The 14,941-nt window shown below is 60.3% G+C and carries 13 protein-coding genes; 11 read left to right on the top strand and 2 right to left on the bottom strand.

The annotated features are described in order from the left end of the window. On the bottom strand, positions 1-1,108 hold a 1,108-nt coding region (locus tag PHW69_07345; GenBank protein ID MDD4005002.1), incomplete at its 3' end, for a homocysteine S-methyltransferase family protein. Between the two features lie 57 nt (positions 1,109-1,165). Continuing rightward, a complete protein-coding gene (recG, locus tag PHW69_07350; protein ID MDD4005003.1) occupies positions 1,166-3,259 on the bottom strand; it encodes an ATP-dependent DNA helicase RecG in 2,094 nt (697 codons plus the stop codon). Positions 3,260-3,314: 55 nt separating this feature from the next. Here recG and rpmB point away from each other — a divergent pair, with 55 nt between their 5' ends. The 11 genes from rpmB to PHW69_07405 form a co-directional block, all read left to right on the top strand. Continuing rightward, positions 3,315-3,509 (top strand): 50S ribosomal protein L28, encoded by a 195-nt coding sequence (gene rpmB / locus PHW69_07355; GenBank protein MDD4005004.1) that lies wholly within the window; start codon positions 3,315-3,317, stop codon positions 3,507-3,509. Between the two features lie 450 nt (positions 3,510-3,959). Next, entirely contained in the window at positions 3,960-6,491 is a 2,532-nt protein-coding gene (gene bamA, locus PHW69_07360; GenBank protein ID MDD4005005.1) for an outer membrane protein assembly factor BamA, read from the top strand. A gap of 23 nt (positions 6,492-6,514) precedes the next feature. Beyond that, positions 6,515-7,513, top strand: a complete 999-nt coding sequence (locus tag PHW69_07365; GenBank protein MDD4005006.1) for an OmpH family outer membrane protein — start codon at positions 6,515-6,517, stop codon at positions 7,511-7,513. 22 nt (positions 7,514-7,535) lie between these two features. Continuing rightward, positions 7,536-8,651, top strand: a complete 1,116-nt coding sequence (lpxD, locus tag PHW69_07370; GenBank protein ID MDD4005007.1) for a UDP-3-O-(3-hydroxymyristoyl)glucosamine N-acyltransferase — start codon at positions 7,536-7,538, stop codon at positions 8,649-8,651. Between the two features lie 3 nt (positions 8,652-8,654). Beyond that, positions 8,655-9,500, top strand: a complete 846-nt coding sequence (lpxC, locus tag PHW69_07375) for a UDP-3-O-acyl-N-acetylglucosamine deacetylase (protein MDD4005008.1) — start codon at positions 8,655-8,657, stop codon at positions 9,498-9,500. 14 nt (positions 9,501-9,514) lie between these two features. Beyond that, complete coding sequence (gene fabZ / locus PHW69_07380; protein MDD4005009.1) at positions 9,515-10,024, top strand: 3-hydroxyacyl-ACP dehydratase FabZ; 510 nt, start codon at positions 9,515-9,517, stop codon at positions 10,022-10,024. Then, complete coding sequence (gene lpxA, locus PHW69_07385) at positions 10,021-10,836, top strand: acyl-ACP--UDP-N-acetylglucosamine O-acyltransferase (protein MDD4005010.1); 816 nt, start codon at positions 10,021-10,023, stop codon at positions 10,834-10,836. The genes fabZ and lpxA overlap by 4 nt, the downstream gene beginning before the upstream one ends. Then, complete coding sequence (gene lpxI, locus PHW69_07390; protein MDD4005011.1) at positions 10,820-11,689, top strand: UDP-2,3-diacylglucosamine diphosphatase LpxI; 870 nt, start codon at positions 10,820-10,822, stop codon at positions 11,687-11,689. Before lpxA ends, lpxI begins: the two co-directional genes overlap by 17 nt. Before the next feature lie 82 nt (positions 11,690-11,771). Further along, positions 11,772-12,830 carry a Gfo/Idh/MocA family oxidoreductase gene (locus PHW69_07395; GenBank protein ID MDD4005012.1) on the top strand — a complete coding sequence of 353 codons (1,059 nt, stop codon included), beginning with the start codon at positions 11,772-11,774 and terminating at the stop codon, positions 12,828-12,830. A gap of 5 nt (positions 12,831-12,835) precedes the next feature. Next, the gene (lpxB, locus tag PHW69_07400; GenBank protein MDD4005013.1) at positions 12,836-14,056 is read left to right on the top strand and encodes a lipid-A-disaccharide synthase; all 1,221 of its coding nucleotides are present in this window, start codon (positions 12,836-12,838) and stop codon (positions 14,054-14,056) included. A 57-nt stretch (positions 14,057-14,113) separates the two neighbouring features. Next, on the top strand, positions 14,114-14,941 hold an 828-nt coding region (locus tag PHW69_07405; protein MDD4005014.1), incomplete at its 3' end, for an ABC transporter transmembrane domain-containing protein.

The raw sequence follows: 14,941 nt of genomic DNA on the forward strand, positions 1-14,941 counted from the left end.
CTGCCCCGGCCTGCCGGATCGCGACGCTGACCGCCTCGTCCCATTTATTATCCGCGATCATCGTGCGGAAAAGTTTGCTGCCGATCGAGTTGGCGCGTTCGCCCGCAAGCAGGGGCGGCTCCAGCTCGTCCCATAAGACCGCCGCGACTCCGGAAAAACCGCGCGCCGTCGCGCCCGGCGCGGGCGCAGGCTCCAGTCCGTCAAGCGCGCGGGCCAGTTCCTTTATGTGAGCGGGCGCGGTGCCGCAGCAGCCGCCGGCTATATTTACGCGGCTTTCCCGCGCGAACCCGGCAATTTTCGAAGCGAAGTTTTCCGGTGTTTCAGGGTACGAGCCGTTTTCAAGCGGCAGGCCGGCGTTCGGCATGCAGAAAACGGGGAACCGTGAAATGGCGGCAAGCCGCCGCACCCGCGCGCGCATCTCGTCCGGCCCGGCGGCGCAGTTAAAGCCCAAAGCGAAAAGAGGATAGTGCGACACGGCCAGATACATCGCGTCCGCGTCCTGCCCGCTTAACATCTTCCCGTCGAGTCCGATAGTGACGGACAGAATCACCGGCACCTTTTTCCCGGCGGCTTTAACCGCCCCGAAACAGGCCGTCAGGCCCGCTCGCACATTCAGCATGTCCTGCTGGGTTTCCAGCAGGAGCAGATCCGCTCCGCCTTCAAGCAGCGCGCCGGCCTGCGCGCGGTAGGACTGCAGCATTTCGTCATAGGTTATGCCGCCGGTCACGAAAAGCGCTTTGGTGGTGGGGCCCAGCGAGCCGGCCACGAAACGCGGTTTTTCCGGCGTGGAGAATTTTTCCGCGCTTGCGCGGGCCAGCCGCGCCGCCGCGACGTTTATTTCGCGAGCCTTGTCTTGCAGGCCGTATTCCGCAAGCACTACCGAAGTTGCCCCGAACGTGTTGGTTTCGATTATGTCGGCCCCGGCCGCCAGGTAGGAATCATGCACTCCGGCAACCGCGGCGGGCAGGGTGAGGTTTAAGTGTTCGTTGCAGCCGTCATATTGCGCGCCTCCGAAATCGGCGGGTTTGAGATTTAGCGCGGCGAGCTCGGTGCCGGTCGCGCCGTCAATTACAAGAATGCGGGTTTTAAGCAAAGCGGATGGGTCCATTATGTTTTCCTCGGTTACGCCGCATCCGGCCGGCTCGGATTTTTAACACCTGCTATATTATGACAAATCTATCAGATGCCAGCGTTTCGCATACAGTTCCGTAAGTTTCTTCCTGAACGCGAAGTGCTCCGGCCTGACCAGATTGGGGTCGGCGGTAAACAGCTCGTCGCGGTCTAAAATGGCGGATTCCAGCACCTCGCGGTCGCGGAACACGTCGCCGGCCTTCAGATCCGACTCGCCGTGCTGGCGCGTGCCCAGCACCGTGCCGGGCCCGCGCATTTTCATGTCCTGCTCGCCGATTTTAAACCCGTCGCCGGTTTCGCACATGATACTGATGCGCTCGGCCGCGTCGTCGGTGCTGGCGGACGGCACAAGCAGGCACACGCTTTCCTCGCTGCCCCGGCCCACCCGCCCGCGCAGCTGGTGCAGGCTCGCCAGCCCGAACCGCTCGGCGTTCTGGATGAGCATTACCGTGGCGTTTTTCACGTCTATGCCGACCTCGATGACCGGCGTGGCCACCAGAATGTCAATCTCGCGGTTTAAAAACTTTTCCATGACGGCGGTTTTTTCCCGGCCTTTCATCTGGCCGTGCAGCATGCCGAGCCGGAATTCCCGGAACACGTCTTTCGACAGGCGTTCGTATTCCTCGGTAACAGCTTTGAGCTCCAGCGTTTTGCTTTCTTCGATCAGCGGGTGCACTATGTAGGCCTGCCGCCCTTTGCGGATTTCTCCGCGCAGTATTTCAAACGCCTGCGCCTCTCCCAGGGCCGACGTGATGACGGGTTTGCGGCCCGGTGGCAGCTCGTCTATGACCGACACGTCGAGATCGCCGTAAAACGCCAGCGCCAGCGTGCGCGGGATGGGCGTGGCGGTCATCACCAGCAGATCCATGATGCCGGTTTTGCCGCGCAGCAGCGCGCGCTGCTCGACCCCGAACCGGTGCTGCTCGTCAATAACCGCGAGCCGCAGGTTTTTAAATTTCACGTCGTTTTCGATAATGGCGTGCGTGCCGACCAGGAGCTGCGTTTCGCCGCCGGCCAGCCGCGCCAGTATGCCGCGGCGCGCGGCGGCGGTGGTGCGGGAAGTGAGCAGCTCGAATTTCACCGGCAGCCCGGTCAGAAAGCGCGACAGTGTCATGAAATGCTGCTCGGCCAGTATTTCGGTCGGAGCCATGAACGCGCCCTGCCAGCCGTTTTCCGCCGCCAGCAGCAGGGCCGACAGCGCGGCCACGGTTTTTCCGGACCCCACGTCGCCCTGCAAAAGCCTTGTCATCGGGTGGCGGGAGCGCATGTCGCGAAAGATTTCGTTGATCACGCGCACCTGCGCGTGAGTGAATTCAAACCCCATTTTTTCGCGGAACGGGGTCAGCAGAGTGCGCCTTATCTCGTAAGAATAGTTTTTAAGCTCGGTGCGGGTCTGGCGTTTTTTGATTGTCCAGGCGGCCGACAGCAGCAGGAATTCCTGATATACGATTCTGCGCCGCGCGGCTTCCAGCTCCGCCATTGAATTGGGGAAATGCACGCCCCGCAGAGCCTGCTCAAGGCCCAGCAGTTCCCGTTTCCGCATGAGCGAGCTGGGCATGAACTCCGGCTCTTTTGCGGCTGGGCTCTGGAGCGCGGCGTACACCATTTCACGCAGCAGTTTCGAACTCAGCCCTTCGGTCAGGCCGTAGACCGGCGCGAGCCGGCAGATATGGACGGCGCGGGCGCGCTGGTCGTCGTCGGCGTAATATTCCTCGACGCTGATTACGGGAGTGGCCGCTTTTTCGTCTTCCAGCCGGCCTATGAACCAGAACTCGCGGCCGGGCGCAAGCTCGCGCTTGAGCGGTTCGAACGGATCGTAACGCAGTCCGGCCGTGCGCTTGAACCAGAGCGCCTCGAACTCGCGGTTCTGCGAGTTTAAACAGACCGCGCGCATGATGGTGAGCTGTTTGCGGGTGGGGATTTCCCGCAGGAACAGAATTTTCCCTTTCATTACCGCATGGGTGTTCTGGCGGAACAGGGAAAGAAGGGAATCGGTGCGGCGGTCCGACCAGTCGCGCGGAAAATAGTATAATAAATCCGAGGGCGTCGTTATGCCAAGCCGCGCCAGCAGCTGTGCGCGTTTGGGCCCGATGCCTTTGACGAACTGGACAGTAGGCGTTTGCTCCATGGCAACATTCTACAAATTTGAGAAAGTTCGCGGAATTTTATATAATAACATCACTATGTCATATAAATGTCAAATATGCGGCAAGGGCCCGGTCGCCGGGAACTCATACAGCCACTCGCACGTCGCCACCAAGCGGACCTTCAGGCCCAATCTTCAGAAACAGAAGATCATGCTTGACGGAAAAGTGCAGAGCGTGTATGTCTGCACCGCCTGCATTCGCAGCGGCAGGGCGCCCCGTCGCGCCGCGTAACCTCTGTCCGGTTTAAACAAACCGAAACCCGGGAAGACCGTTTTGTGAACGGTCTTTTTGTGCTTGGCCGGAGAATCCGGCGATAAGCCGCGGGGCATTTTTTCGAGAGTCCGTCCGCAAAGCGCAGCGGGCGGATTTTTTTGCCTTGCTCTCAAAAACACCGGGCGCAGACGGAAAATACCGATAGCCGCCCTGTCGGCGGACGGGCAGGGCAAGCCAGGCGCGCCTGCGCCGGCCTGGCAAAACGGCAGGTTGGGCGAAAACGGTTCCCGGGGGGTTTGGACGCGGGCAATTTAAGCGCGCGGGTTCCGCCTGGAATATGACCGGGCCGCCCGGGTTCCCGCCGACGGGCGGGTTTGCGGGAATAAATGGAACCATTACATATATTAATGTTATAATAATGTGAAATCGCCGGGCATACCCGCAATATCCGAGAGGTTTATTTTGAATATGCATTCCGTTTTGATATTTGCATTTTTACTCTGCTGCTGCGGGCCGGTTCGGGCGCAAAACGCCGAAACGGCGAAGAGCGCTGCGATCAGTCCGGCTCAGCAGAATTTCCAGAAAAGCGACACCCTGCAAACCGATCCGGCGGCGGAAACTTCCCTGATGGACGAAATAACGTCAGGCGTGCCGGTTTCCACGGTTTCGCGGACCGGGGTGGAAGCCGTGGAGGCCGAGATATCGTCTTCCGTGGTGACCGCGACGGGCACCCCGGCCGAGCTGGAGCTGGACCAGAACGGGCCGTGGATGGTCTGCCAGACGGCGGCCAGCGGCCTGATCAACGTGAAGGAATCAACGATCCTGAAAAACGCCAAAGCCGCGAAAGGCGAGTTCTACCAGCGGTTTTTTATAGGCGAGGATATTCAGGCTCTGATCGGGCTGGGCAGCCTGGAGAAGGTTTCGGTGGACATCGCGCGCATAGCGGGCGAGCGGACGGCGGCCGACAAATCCGGCCCGTTTCCCTGCCATAAAGTCACTTATATGGCGGCAGAGAAACCGCTGATCGAGGATATCGTTTTGCAGGGGCGGGACGAATTGTCAAAATCCAAGGTTCTGGACGCCATGTCGCTTAAAAAGAAGGATTTTTTCTCGCAGGGAAAACTTCTGCAGGATGCCGCCGCGATCGAAGCCAAATACGCCGAGGAAGGGTTTATTTCGGCGCATGCCGAGGGCAGCACCGCGCCGGGCCATAAAACAAATTCCGTAATTCTTACCATGAATATAAAGGAGGGCCCGGAAACCCGGATCGGGGATGTGCTTTTTTTCGGACTTTCGGGTTTCGGGAAGAAAAAGATACTCAAGCAGACCGAAAACCGGCCCGGCAAAGTGTTCAGCGAAAAAGATTTGCAGAAAGACCAGGCGGAAATCCAGCAGTTTTACAAGAACCACGGATTTCAGGAATTCGCGATAACGGGTTCGTCTGTGGTGTTTAATCAGGACAAGAGCGAAGCGGTGCTGGTTTACCATTTCTACGAAGGCCCCAAATCCAGTTTCGGCGACACCGTTTTTTCCGGCAATACGGTATTTACCGACACCGAACTGCGCAAAGCGCTGGTTTATGTCAAAGGCCGGGTTTACAAGCAGGATCTGTTCAATGACAGCCTGCGCGCCATTCAGGAACTGTATGCGGATAAAGGGTATCTGCGCGCGCAGGTCAAGCCGGTCATTGATTACAATTCCAGAACCGAAACGTCAAATATCAGCCTTGAAATCATAGAAAACAGCATAGTCTATGTGGGTTCCGTGGATGTGGAAGGCAACGAATCCACAAAAAAATATGTGCTGACCCGCGAAGTCACGCTCAGGCCCGGCGACGTGTTTCAGGCCAACAAGGTGCGCAAAAGCCAGCAGAAAATGATGAACCTGGGTTTTCTGGACGACGTGCAGATAGATATCGCGCCCGCGCCGGAGCCCGACAAGGTGGACCTTACTTTCGACGTGGTTGAGGGCAAGCCCGGCATGATGACGGCGGGCGCGGCGGTTTCGTCGGTGGACGGGCTGTACGGCGAACTGTCGGTGCAGCACATGAACCTGTTTGGCAAGGCCCAGCGGCTCGCGCTTACCTGGAGCTTCGGCACGCGCATTATGGATTACAGCCTGAGCTGGACCACTCCGTGGGTGGACAACAAGCCCGTCAGCCTGGGGCTGGACGCGTTCAATACCCGGCGGCTCCGCCCGTACGGCAGTTCTTCCACGGCGTACCGCGAAAAAAGCACCGGCGGCCGCGTGCGCGTGGCGCCGCGGTTCAGTGACGACAAATACACTTTGAGCCTCGGTTACACCTGTGAAAATATCACCATTGACCAGATAGACGACGCGTACACGAATGTGCTGGCGCCGGGTACGAGCATGACTTCCAGCCTGACGACCGAATTCATAATAGACACGCGCGATTACATATGGGATCCGACCAGCGGCTCTAAAAACTCCATTTCGTTCGAGCTGGCCGGAGGGCCGCTTATGGGCGACATAGATATTTACAAGGTTACGCTGGGCTCCAGCTATAATTACAAGCTGCTGGAGATAAGCGATTACCCGATAGTGTGGTCGGTGGCGAACCGGATCGGGTTTGTGGACCATTACGCCAATACCGACGCGGTGCCCGTTTACAACCGCTATTTTCTCGGCGGACAGGACACCATCCGCGGCTATGACAATAACGGGCAGATCGGGCCGAGCGACGGCGGCAATCTGTATTATGTGCTGAACTCGGAGATCCGGTTTCCGCTGGCGCGCGAGCGCAGGAAAACGCTCGTGCAGGGCGCGTTTTTCTTTGACATCGGCAACGACTGGAAGAATTTTTCCGATGTTTCGCTTGAAACCGGCAGCGGCACGAACCAGCTGAAAATGGGCGCGGGGTTCGGGATCAGGTTCACCACGCCGTCGTTCCCGATCAGGCTTGACTGGGGTTACGGGTTCAATCACAAGTCAACGGACAGCAAATCGGAATTTTACTTTACGATCGGCAACATGTTTTAGCGGTTGCGCGGAAAGGATTTTATATGGCGGGCAGAATACGGGCAGTGGCGGCGGTCTGGCTGGCGCTTTCGGCGCCCTGCCTGGCCATTGAGCTGACTCTGGCGGAGAACCGGGGCGAGTCCGGCAGCATCGGCTATGTGGACGTGGAGCGGATTTTCAAGGCGCATCCGGCTACGGTGCGCGTCAAGGACGAACTGGAAAAGGAAATCACGCGGCGCGAGGAACAGCTCACCGGCAAGCGGCAGGAGCTGTACTCTCTGCGCGCCGAGCTGGAGAAACTGCGCCGTGACCGCGAGACTTTGAGAAAACGGGCCGACCGCGAGGAAGCCGAGACGGCCGCGCGGCTCGCCGCGGAGGAGCGCGCGCGGCAGCTGGCGGCGGAAGCGGACGCAAAGGCCGTGAAACAGGCCGCGGCGGCAGCCGCGGCAGTGTCGTCGGACTCCGTGGCCGGAGCGGAAACGGTTGAAGAAACGGAACGGGATCTTGCCGGCGCGCAGGCGCTGCTGGATGCGGACCAGCCCGCCGCGCCCGCCGAAGTCGCGGGGTCCACTGCGGCTGTTCCGGCCGCGCAGGGCGCGGCAGTGTCAACTTTTACGGCGGCCCGGCAGACCGCTGCTGCCGCAGAGCCTGCCGCGCCGCAGGCAGTTGAGCCGCCAATGCCTCCGGTGGCGGCTGTATCGGCCGGTGACGTGGCGGTTTCAACGCGGGCGGAGCGGCAGCCGGTTCCGCGCAGTCCGTCGCGCGGGGAACTGGAGGCGCTGGAAGAAAAGATAGCGGACATGGAAGTGCAGGTGCTTGGCAAGGAAACTTCGGTCGAGGAATTCCGCCAGCGCGCCGAAAAGGAACTGCTCGATTACGAGCAGAAGCGGATGCAGCTCATATTAGGCAACATTTACCTGGTGCTGCGCGATGTGGCGATAAGCGAAGGCGTGAGCGTGGTGGTGGACAGGAAAAGCATACTTTACGGGCAGAACGCGGTGGATCTGACAGATAAGCTGCTGGACAAACTGTCCGGGCGATAATACTTCCTGCGGAGCGATTGTTATGTACATAGAATTCAAACTGGGCGAGCTGGCTGCGCTTTGCGAGGGCGAGCTGACGGGCGGAAAGCCTTCGGATACCGTAGGCGGGCCGGCGCCTCTGGAAACGGCCGAGCCGGACAGCATTGTTTATTTTACCGACCCCGCCAAAAAAAATCTTTTGAACGGGCTGAAAGCCGGTGTCTTGCTGCTGCCTGTTCAGGCGAAAGGGCTGCCGGTTCCGTTTGAGGGACCGGTAATTTTTTGCGCCGATCCCAAGCTGGCGTTTTCCAGAATTCTCAAGCGGGTTTATCTGGCCGGCCGGCCGGATTTCGGAACGGGTGTGGATTCCAAAGCCAGCGTGTCGGATACGAGCCGGCTGGGCCTGTCCGTTTATGTGGGCGCGTTTTCGATTGTCGGGCCGGAAGCGGCGATCGGGGAAGGCACGGTTGTCTATCCCGGCTGTTATATCGGGCATCGCGCGAAAGTGGGGCAGGACTGCCTGCTTTATCCGGGCGTGGTGATACGGGAGGACTGCGTGATAGGGGACCGGGTGATCATCCATCCCAACGCCGTCATCGGCGCGGACGGGTTCGGCTATAACCAGACGCCGGCCGGGCACGAGAAAATCCATCAGGTCGGGCGCGTGGTTATCGAGAACGACGTTGAGATAGGAGCCTGCACCACCATAGACCGCGGCACAATGGGCGATACCGTTATCGGAGCGGGCAGCAAGATAGACAATCAGGTTCAGATCGCGCATAACGTGCGGGTCGGCCGGGCGTGCATAATTGTATCGCAGGCGGGCATAGCGGGCTCCAGTTCTTTGGGCGACGGCGCGATCATAGCCGGGCAGGCCGGGGTTATAGACCATATCAAGGTGGGCAGCCGGGCGATTGTCACGGCCGGGTCCGGCGTGATGAACGATATACCCGACGGCGCGGTTTATTTCGGCGCGCCGGCGCGGCCGCACGGAGAGAGCATGAAAATACAGGCTTTGCTGGGCAGGCTGCCGCAGATGCACCGGGAACTGCGGCAGTTGAAGAAAAGCGCGCCCGAGCCGGTTTGCGCGGAAATAGCGGACCTGCGCTCGCGTGTGGCGGAACTGGAAAAACAGGCGAAGAGCTCCGCCGGCAGCTGATTTATGACAGAAACGGCCACTCTTGAAACCGAAACAGCGCTTGCCGGCGTCGGCCTGCACACCGGGCTCCACTGCCGGGCGGTATTTAAGCCGTCGCGGGCGGGTTCGGCAATAACGTTCCGGCGCGCGGATGTGAAAGGCGCGGCTCCGGTTGCCGCTTTGCTGGGCAATGTCAATTCCACGGTGCGCGGCACGAATTTGTCGGCGGGCGGAAGCGAGGTGTTTACGGTCGAGCACATTTTATCGGCCTGCGCGGGCTTGGGCATAACCGATCTGGCGGTCGAGCTGGACGGGCCGGAACCGCCGATCATGGACGGCTCGGCCCGGGCGTTTGCCGCCGCGTTTGCGGCGGCGGGGATTGTCAGGACGGGCGGGCGGATTCAGACGCTGTCGGTTGACCGGGCGCTTGAATACAGGGCCGGTGACGCCGTGTATACCGCCAAACCTGCCGCGGAAAAGGTTTTCAGGTTCATCTTCGAGCATCCGCATCCTCTGGTCGGGCGGCAGGAGTTTGTGTTTGAGCCCGCGCGGCAGGACTACGCCGCAGTTATCGCTCCGGCCCGCACGTTCGGGTTCGAGGAGGAACTGGCGTGGCTGAGGCAGGCGGGCCTGGCGAAAGGCGGCTCGCTGGAGAACGCCGTGGTGGTCACCGGGACGGAGTTTTTAAGCGCCGAGGGCGGGCTGCGGTTTCCCGACGAGCTGGCGCGGCACAAGATACTTGATCTGCTGGGCGATCTGGCGCTGTGCGGCCTGCCGCTTGCCGGTGTGGAAATAACCGCCCTGCGCGGCGGGCACAGGCATAATGCCGGGTTCGGGCGGCTTTTGCTGGAACGGGGCGTCCGCAATTAGCGACGGAGAAAAAAATGGCCGAAGAGAAAAAAACGGATTTGAGGTTCCTGCTTGCCGCGCCCGCGGTTCGCGGCATGGATGCCCGGGCGGTGATGGAAGCGATTCCGCACCGGCCGCCGTTTCTGCTGGTGGACCGGGTGGATATTATCGAGGAGCGCAAATATGCGCTTGGCACAAAAGGCGTCACCATGTCGGAACCGTGGTTTCAGGGCCATTTTCCCGGCCAGCCGCTTATGCCGGGCGTGCTGATGCTGGAGGCGATGGCGCAGACCTGCGCGGCGGCTGTGATGAGTCTTGACGAATACCGCGGCAAAATAGCCTATTTCCTTACTATAGACGGCGCAAAATTCCGGCGGCCCGTTTTTCCGGGCGATACGCTCAGGCTGGCGGTGGAGTTTCTGCGGCTGGGGCGCATGTCGCGCGGGCGCGGGCAGGTGTTTGTGGAAGGAGCTCTTGTGGTGGAAGCGGATATGACTTTTGTTTTTCAACCGGCAGCGACAACTCAAACAAAGGAGAGCTTATGACGGCGAAAATTCATCCCACAGCCATTATACACCCTGGCGCGGTTTTGGGGGAGGATGTCGAGGTGGGGCCGTATGCGGTTATAGGGGAGGACGTAAAAATCGGCGCGGGCACCAAGGTCGGGCCGCACTGTTTCATTGAATTTGCGACAATCGGCAAAAACAACAATTTCGTGGCGGCCTGCTATGTCGGCACGCCTCCGCAGGACTATTCCTATTCGGGCCAGAAAACAACGCTCGTCATGGGCGACAATAACATCGTGCGCGAAGGCGTGACGCTGCACCGCGGCAGTCCCAAGCACGGCGAAACGGTGATCGGCGGCGGGTGCATGTTCATGGCCAACTCGCACGTCGGGCATGACTGCCAGCTCGGCAGCAGGATTATCATGGTCAACAGCGCGGGTTTTTCGGGCCATGTGGAAGTGGGCGACAGCGCGGTTATTTCCGGGCTGTCGGGGTTTCACCAGTTTTGCCGGGTAGGCCGGATGGCGATGGTGGGCGGCGGCTCGATGTCGGGCAAGGATATCCCGCCGTTTTGCATCGTGCAGGGCGACCGGGCGCATCTGGTGGGCCTCAATCTTGTCGGCATGCGGCGCAACGGCATATCGCGCGAGAGCATCCGCAGCGTGCGCGAAACCTATAAGGAGCTTTTTCTGCGCGGCATGCGGCTGAGCGAGGCGATCGGGAAGCTTAAGGGCGCGAACCTGTCGCCGGAAGCGCGGGAGATGGTCGAATTCTGCGAAAAAGGCACGCGCGGAATAATGCGCGCGCGGATGTCCTGCTCCCGGCGGGCCGGCAATGACGGAGAGGAATAAAATCGGGCTCGTGGCGGGCGGCGGGAAATATCCCGTTCTGTTCGCCCGCGAGGCCGTCAAACGCGGCGACGCGGTTTTTACGGCCGGGCTGAAAAACGCGCCGGACGAGCTGGGAGGCCTTAGCGAACGGATGGAATCGTTCCGGCTGGGCCAGGTGTCGGCGCTGCTGGAATTTTTCAGGCGCAACGGCGTGACTAAAATAGTGATGACGGGGCTGGTGCGCCACGGCTCGATTTTCGCCAATCTCTGGCCCGATCTGCGGGCGGCGCGGATACTGGCGTCGCTGAAAGATACCCGGGCGGAAACGATTTTCGCCGCCGTTGAGGCCGAGTTCAAAAGCGAGGGGATCGAGCTGCTCAGCACCGCCACCTATCTGGAGCATCTGCTGGCGAAACCGGGCGTGCTGGCGGGCCCGGCGCCTGACAGGAAACAGGCCGGCAACATCCGGTTCGGCTGGACGATCGCGAAAGCGCTGTCCGCCGTGGACGTGGGGCTGGCCTGCGCGGTGTGCGACAGGTCGGTGCTGGCTTTGGAGGCCATGGAGGGCACCGACGAGTGCATCCGGCGAGCCGGGCGCATCTACCGCGCCGAAATCGCGGGCGGCAATACGGCGCGTTCCAGAAGCAGCGGGCCTGTGGTGGTGAAGGTGGCGCGGCCGCGGCAGGACATGCGGTTTGACCTGCCGGTGATAGGCAAAGGCACTGTCGAGGCGGCTGTGGAAGCCGGCGTGCCGGTTCTGGCGGTCGAGGCGGGAAAGACGATGGTGTTTGATCTTGAGGAAGTGCTTGATATGGCGCGGCGCAACGCCATAACGGTTATCGCGCTGAGCGAAGGGCTGCGCGAGCTGGATTGAATTTTACGGCAGGCCCGGCGGCGCAGCCGGGCTTATTTAACCGCGTTCCCGGCGAGCCGGGCGGCGCATACGGGAAAACCATATGGCACAGCAAACAAAAAAACTGAAATTCGGCGTTATCGGGGCCGGCAAGATAGGCACTTATCATTCGCGCACTCTGGCGGCGATGCCGGAAGTGGAGCTGGTGGGGATATGCGACACCAATATCATAAAATCGCAGGAACTGGCGTGGACCTACAACTGCATGCCGTTTTCCAATTACAGGGATCTGCTGTCGCAGGTTGACGCGGTGGTGGCCGCCGTGCCTACCGAGCTGCACAAGCAGATCGCGTTCGCTGCGATCGAACGCGGAGTGCACTGCCTGGTGGAAAAGCCGATCGCGTCAACCATGGAAGAGGCGCGCGCGATGATCGAGCTGGCCAAGGACAAAAAAGTGCTTTTGCAGGTCGGTCACTCCGAGCGGTTCAATCCGGCGGTGACGGAGGCGTTCAAGCACATCAAGTCGCCGCGTTTCATCGTGATCGAGCGGCTGGGCCCTTACGATCCGCGGATGTCGGCGATCGGGGTGGTGCTGGACCTGATGATCCACGACATTGATCTGCTGTTTACGATGATGGATTCCGACGTGGTGAGTTTCGAAGCCATCGGCGCCAGCATTTTCAGTTCTTACGAGGATATCGCCAACGTGCGGCTCCGTTTTAAAAACGGCTGCATAGCCGACGTGACGGCCAGCCGCGCGTCGCTCGAGCGCGGGCGGTACATGCGGGTTTATCAGGACAACAGCTACCTGTCCGTTGATTTCATGAACGCGCGCGTGAAGACATACCGCAAGAAAGCCCCGGTTTTGAAAGACGTCAGCGACATAGAGGTGCTCTACCCGCCGCTGGAAAAAACCCAGCCGATCAAGGCCGAGCTGCTGCATTTTATTGACTGCATTCACCACACTAAAACCCCGTGGCCGAGCGGCGAGCGCGGCGGCAAGGCGCTGGAGCTGGCTTTGCAGATTACCGAGCAGCTGCAGCGGTACGAAGTGTCGCGGCACGCCAGTCCCGAGCCGCCGGGCCCTATCCGCGTGGTGTCGGATATCGGCAAGGCGACTAAAATGGTTATCACCGAAACTCTGGAAAACATAGGAAAATAAACCCGATGGCACAGATAATACCGGCAACAAAAAATATTCTTGTCGTGGCGGGCGACCCGTCGGGCGATCTGCACGGCGCGAACCTTATACGGGAGCTGAAGGAGCGGGACCCTAATCTCAATATCGCCTGTCTGGGCGGCGAGCGCATGAGAAAAGTGTCGGACCGGTTCATCTATAATCTCGCGGGCCTGGGCGTGGGCGGGTTTACGGCCCCGCTGGGCAAGTTTTTCCTGTGGCTGCGGCTGATCAGCCTCATACGCACTTATATGGAGGAGAAGAATCCTGCCTGCCTGATCGCGATAGATTTTTACGGGTTCAACCATCAGATTCTCGGGCTGGCCAAACACCGCGGCATCCCCAGCTATTACTATATCAGCCCGCAGGTGTGGGCGAGCCGGGCCGGGCGCGCGGCAAAGCTGGCGCGGCTGGTGAAAAAAATGATCCTGATTTTTCCGTTCGAGGAAAAGATCTACAAGGAAGCGGGCGCGGAGTGCGAGTATGTGGGCCATCCCATACTGGACATCCTGCCCGCGCCGGTCACGCCGCCGGCGCGGCGCGGCGGCACGAACTATCCGTGGAAGATCGGGCTGATGCCCGGCAGCCGCATGCAGGAGATCGAGCGGCATATGCCGGTGTTCTGGGCGTCGTTTCTAAAGATCAAGGAGGCGTTTCCGCAGAGCCGGGCCTATATCTTCGCCGCCAGGGAAGTGACCGACGAGCAGCTGATCGGCCTGTGCGCCAAAGGCGCGCCGCAGGAAAACCCGCACGACGTGGAGATTATCCGCGAGGATGATTATTACCTGCGCAGCCGGATGGACGCGGTTATCACCTGCTCCGGCACCGCCACGCTTGAAAACGGGCTGCTGGGGCTGCCGCTTTCGGTGGTCTATATAATGCCGGAAATCACCTTCCAGATCGCCCGGCGGATTATCAAGGTGCCGCATATTTCGCTGGTCAATATAGTCGCCGGGAAAGGGCTGGTCAGGGAGTTCATCCAGTTTCAGGCCACGCCCGACGCCGTGGCCGGCAGCATCATGCAGCTGTTTCAGAATCCCGACAAGCTCAACGCGATGCGCGCCGAACTGATCGGCCTGCGTTCGAAGCTGGGCGACCGGGGCGCGACCAGCCGGGCGGCCGGAATAATACTTAACGGCGCGTTTCCGGCAGGCGCGGCGGCGGAACCGCGCGCCGAACCCGGCGCGGAGCCGGTGGCGGCCGGAAAATAGAAATGGCGCGGCCGGCCCGGAGCCCGGGCCGCGCGCAGGCGGGAAAGGACGAACAGCATGGAAAACATAAAGCGCATATTGCCGTATCTCAAGCCGCACAGAACCAGGCTGGTTTACGCGGGCCTGGCCATGCTGGGGGTGGCGGCGTTCAATCTGGTGTACATATACTGCGTGCAGCCGCTGGTGGACAACCTGTCGAAACTGCAGAACAACGCGCAGCTGCTCTGGGTGGTGTGCCTGATCCCGGTGCTGTTTTTCATGAAGATGCTGGTGCAGTACACGCAGTCCTACCTGATGAGCGACGTGGGCCAGCGCGTGGTGCAGAAAATCCGCGACGATCTGTTCCGGCACCTGCACGCGCTTTCGATAGAGTTTTACTGGCGCAACCGCACCGGCGACATTATGGCCAAGGTTACCAACGATCTCAACTCGGTGCAGAGCGCGGTTCAGTTTCTGCCGCTGTATTTCATCCGCGACGTGGCCTCGATAGTGTTCATCTTCGGGTATCTGTTTTACGTCAATCTGCGGTTTACGCTGATCGCGCTGCTTATCGGGCCGCTGGCGGGGATAGTGCTGGGCGTGCTGGGCCGGAAAATGCGCAGTTCGTCGCGTCGCGCGCAGGAGACGGTCGGAAAAATTTATCACCGGTTTCAGGAAAGCCTTGAGGGCATGGAAGTGGTGAAAGCGTTTAATTACGAGGAAAGCTCGATCGCGCGGTTCGCCGTGCAGAACAACGAGTATTTCAGCCAGACGATGCGGTACCTGCGCGCGACCGCGCTGTCGGGCCCGCTGATGGAATTCCTGGGCAGTATCGTTATCGCGCTCCTTCTTTATTACGGCGGCAGGGAAATCATCGCCGGACGGATGACGCCCGGCAGTTTCACG

This window comes from Elusimicrobiaceae bacterium (assembly GCA_028700325.1).
Lineage (GTDB): Bacteria > Elusimicrobiota > Elusimicrobia > Elusimicrobiales > Elusimicrobiaceae > JAQVSV01.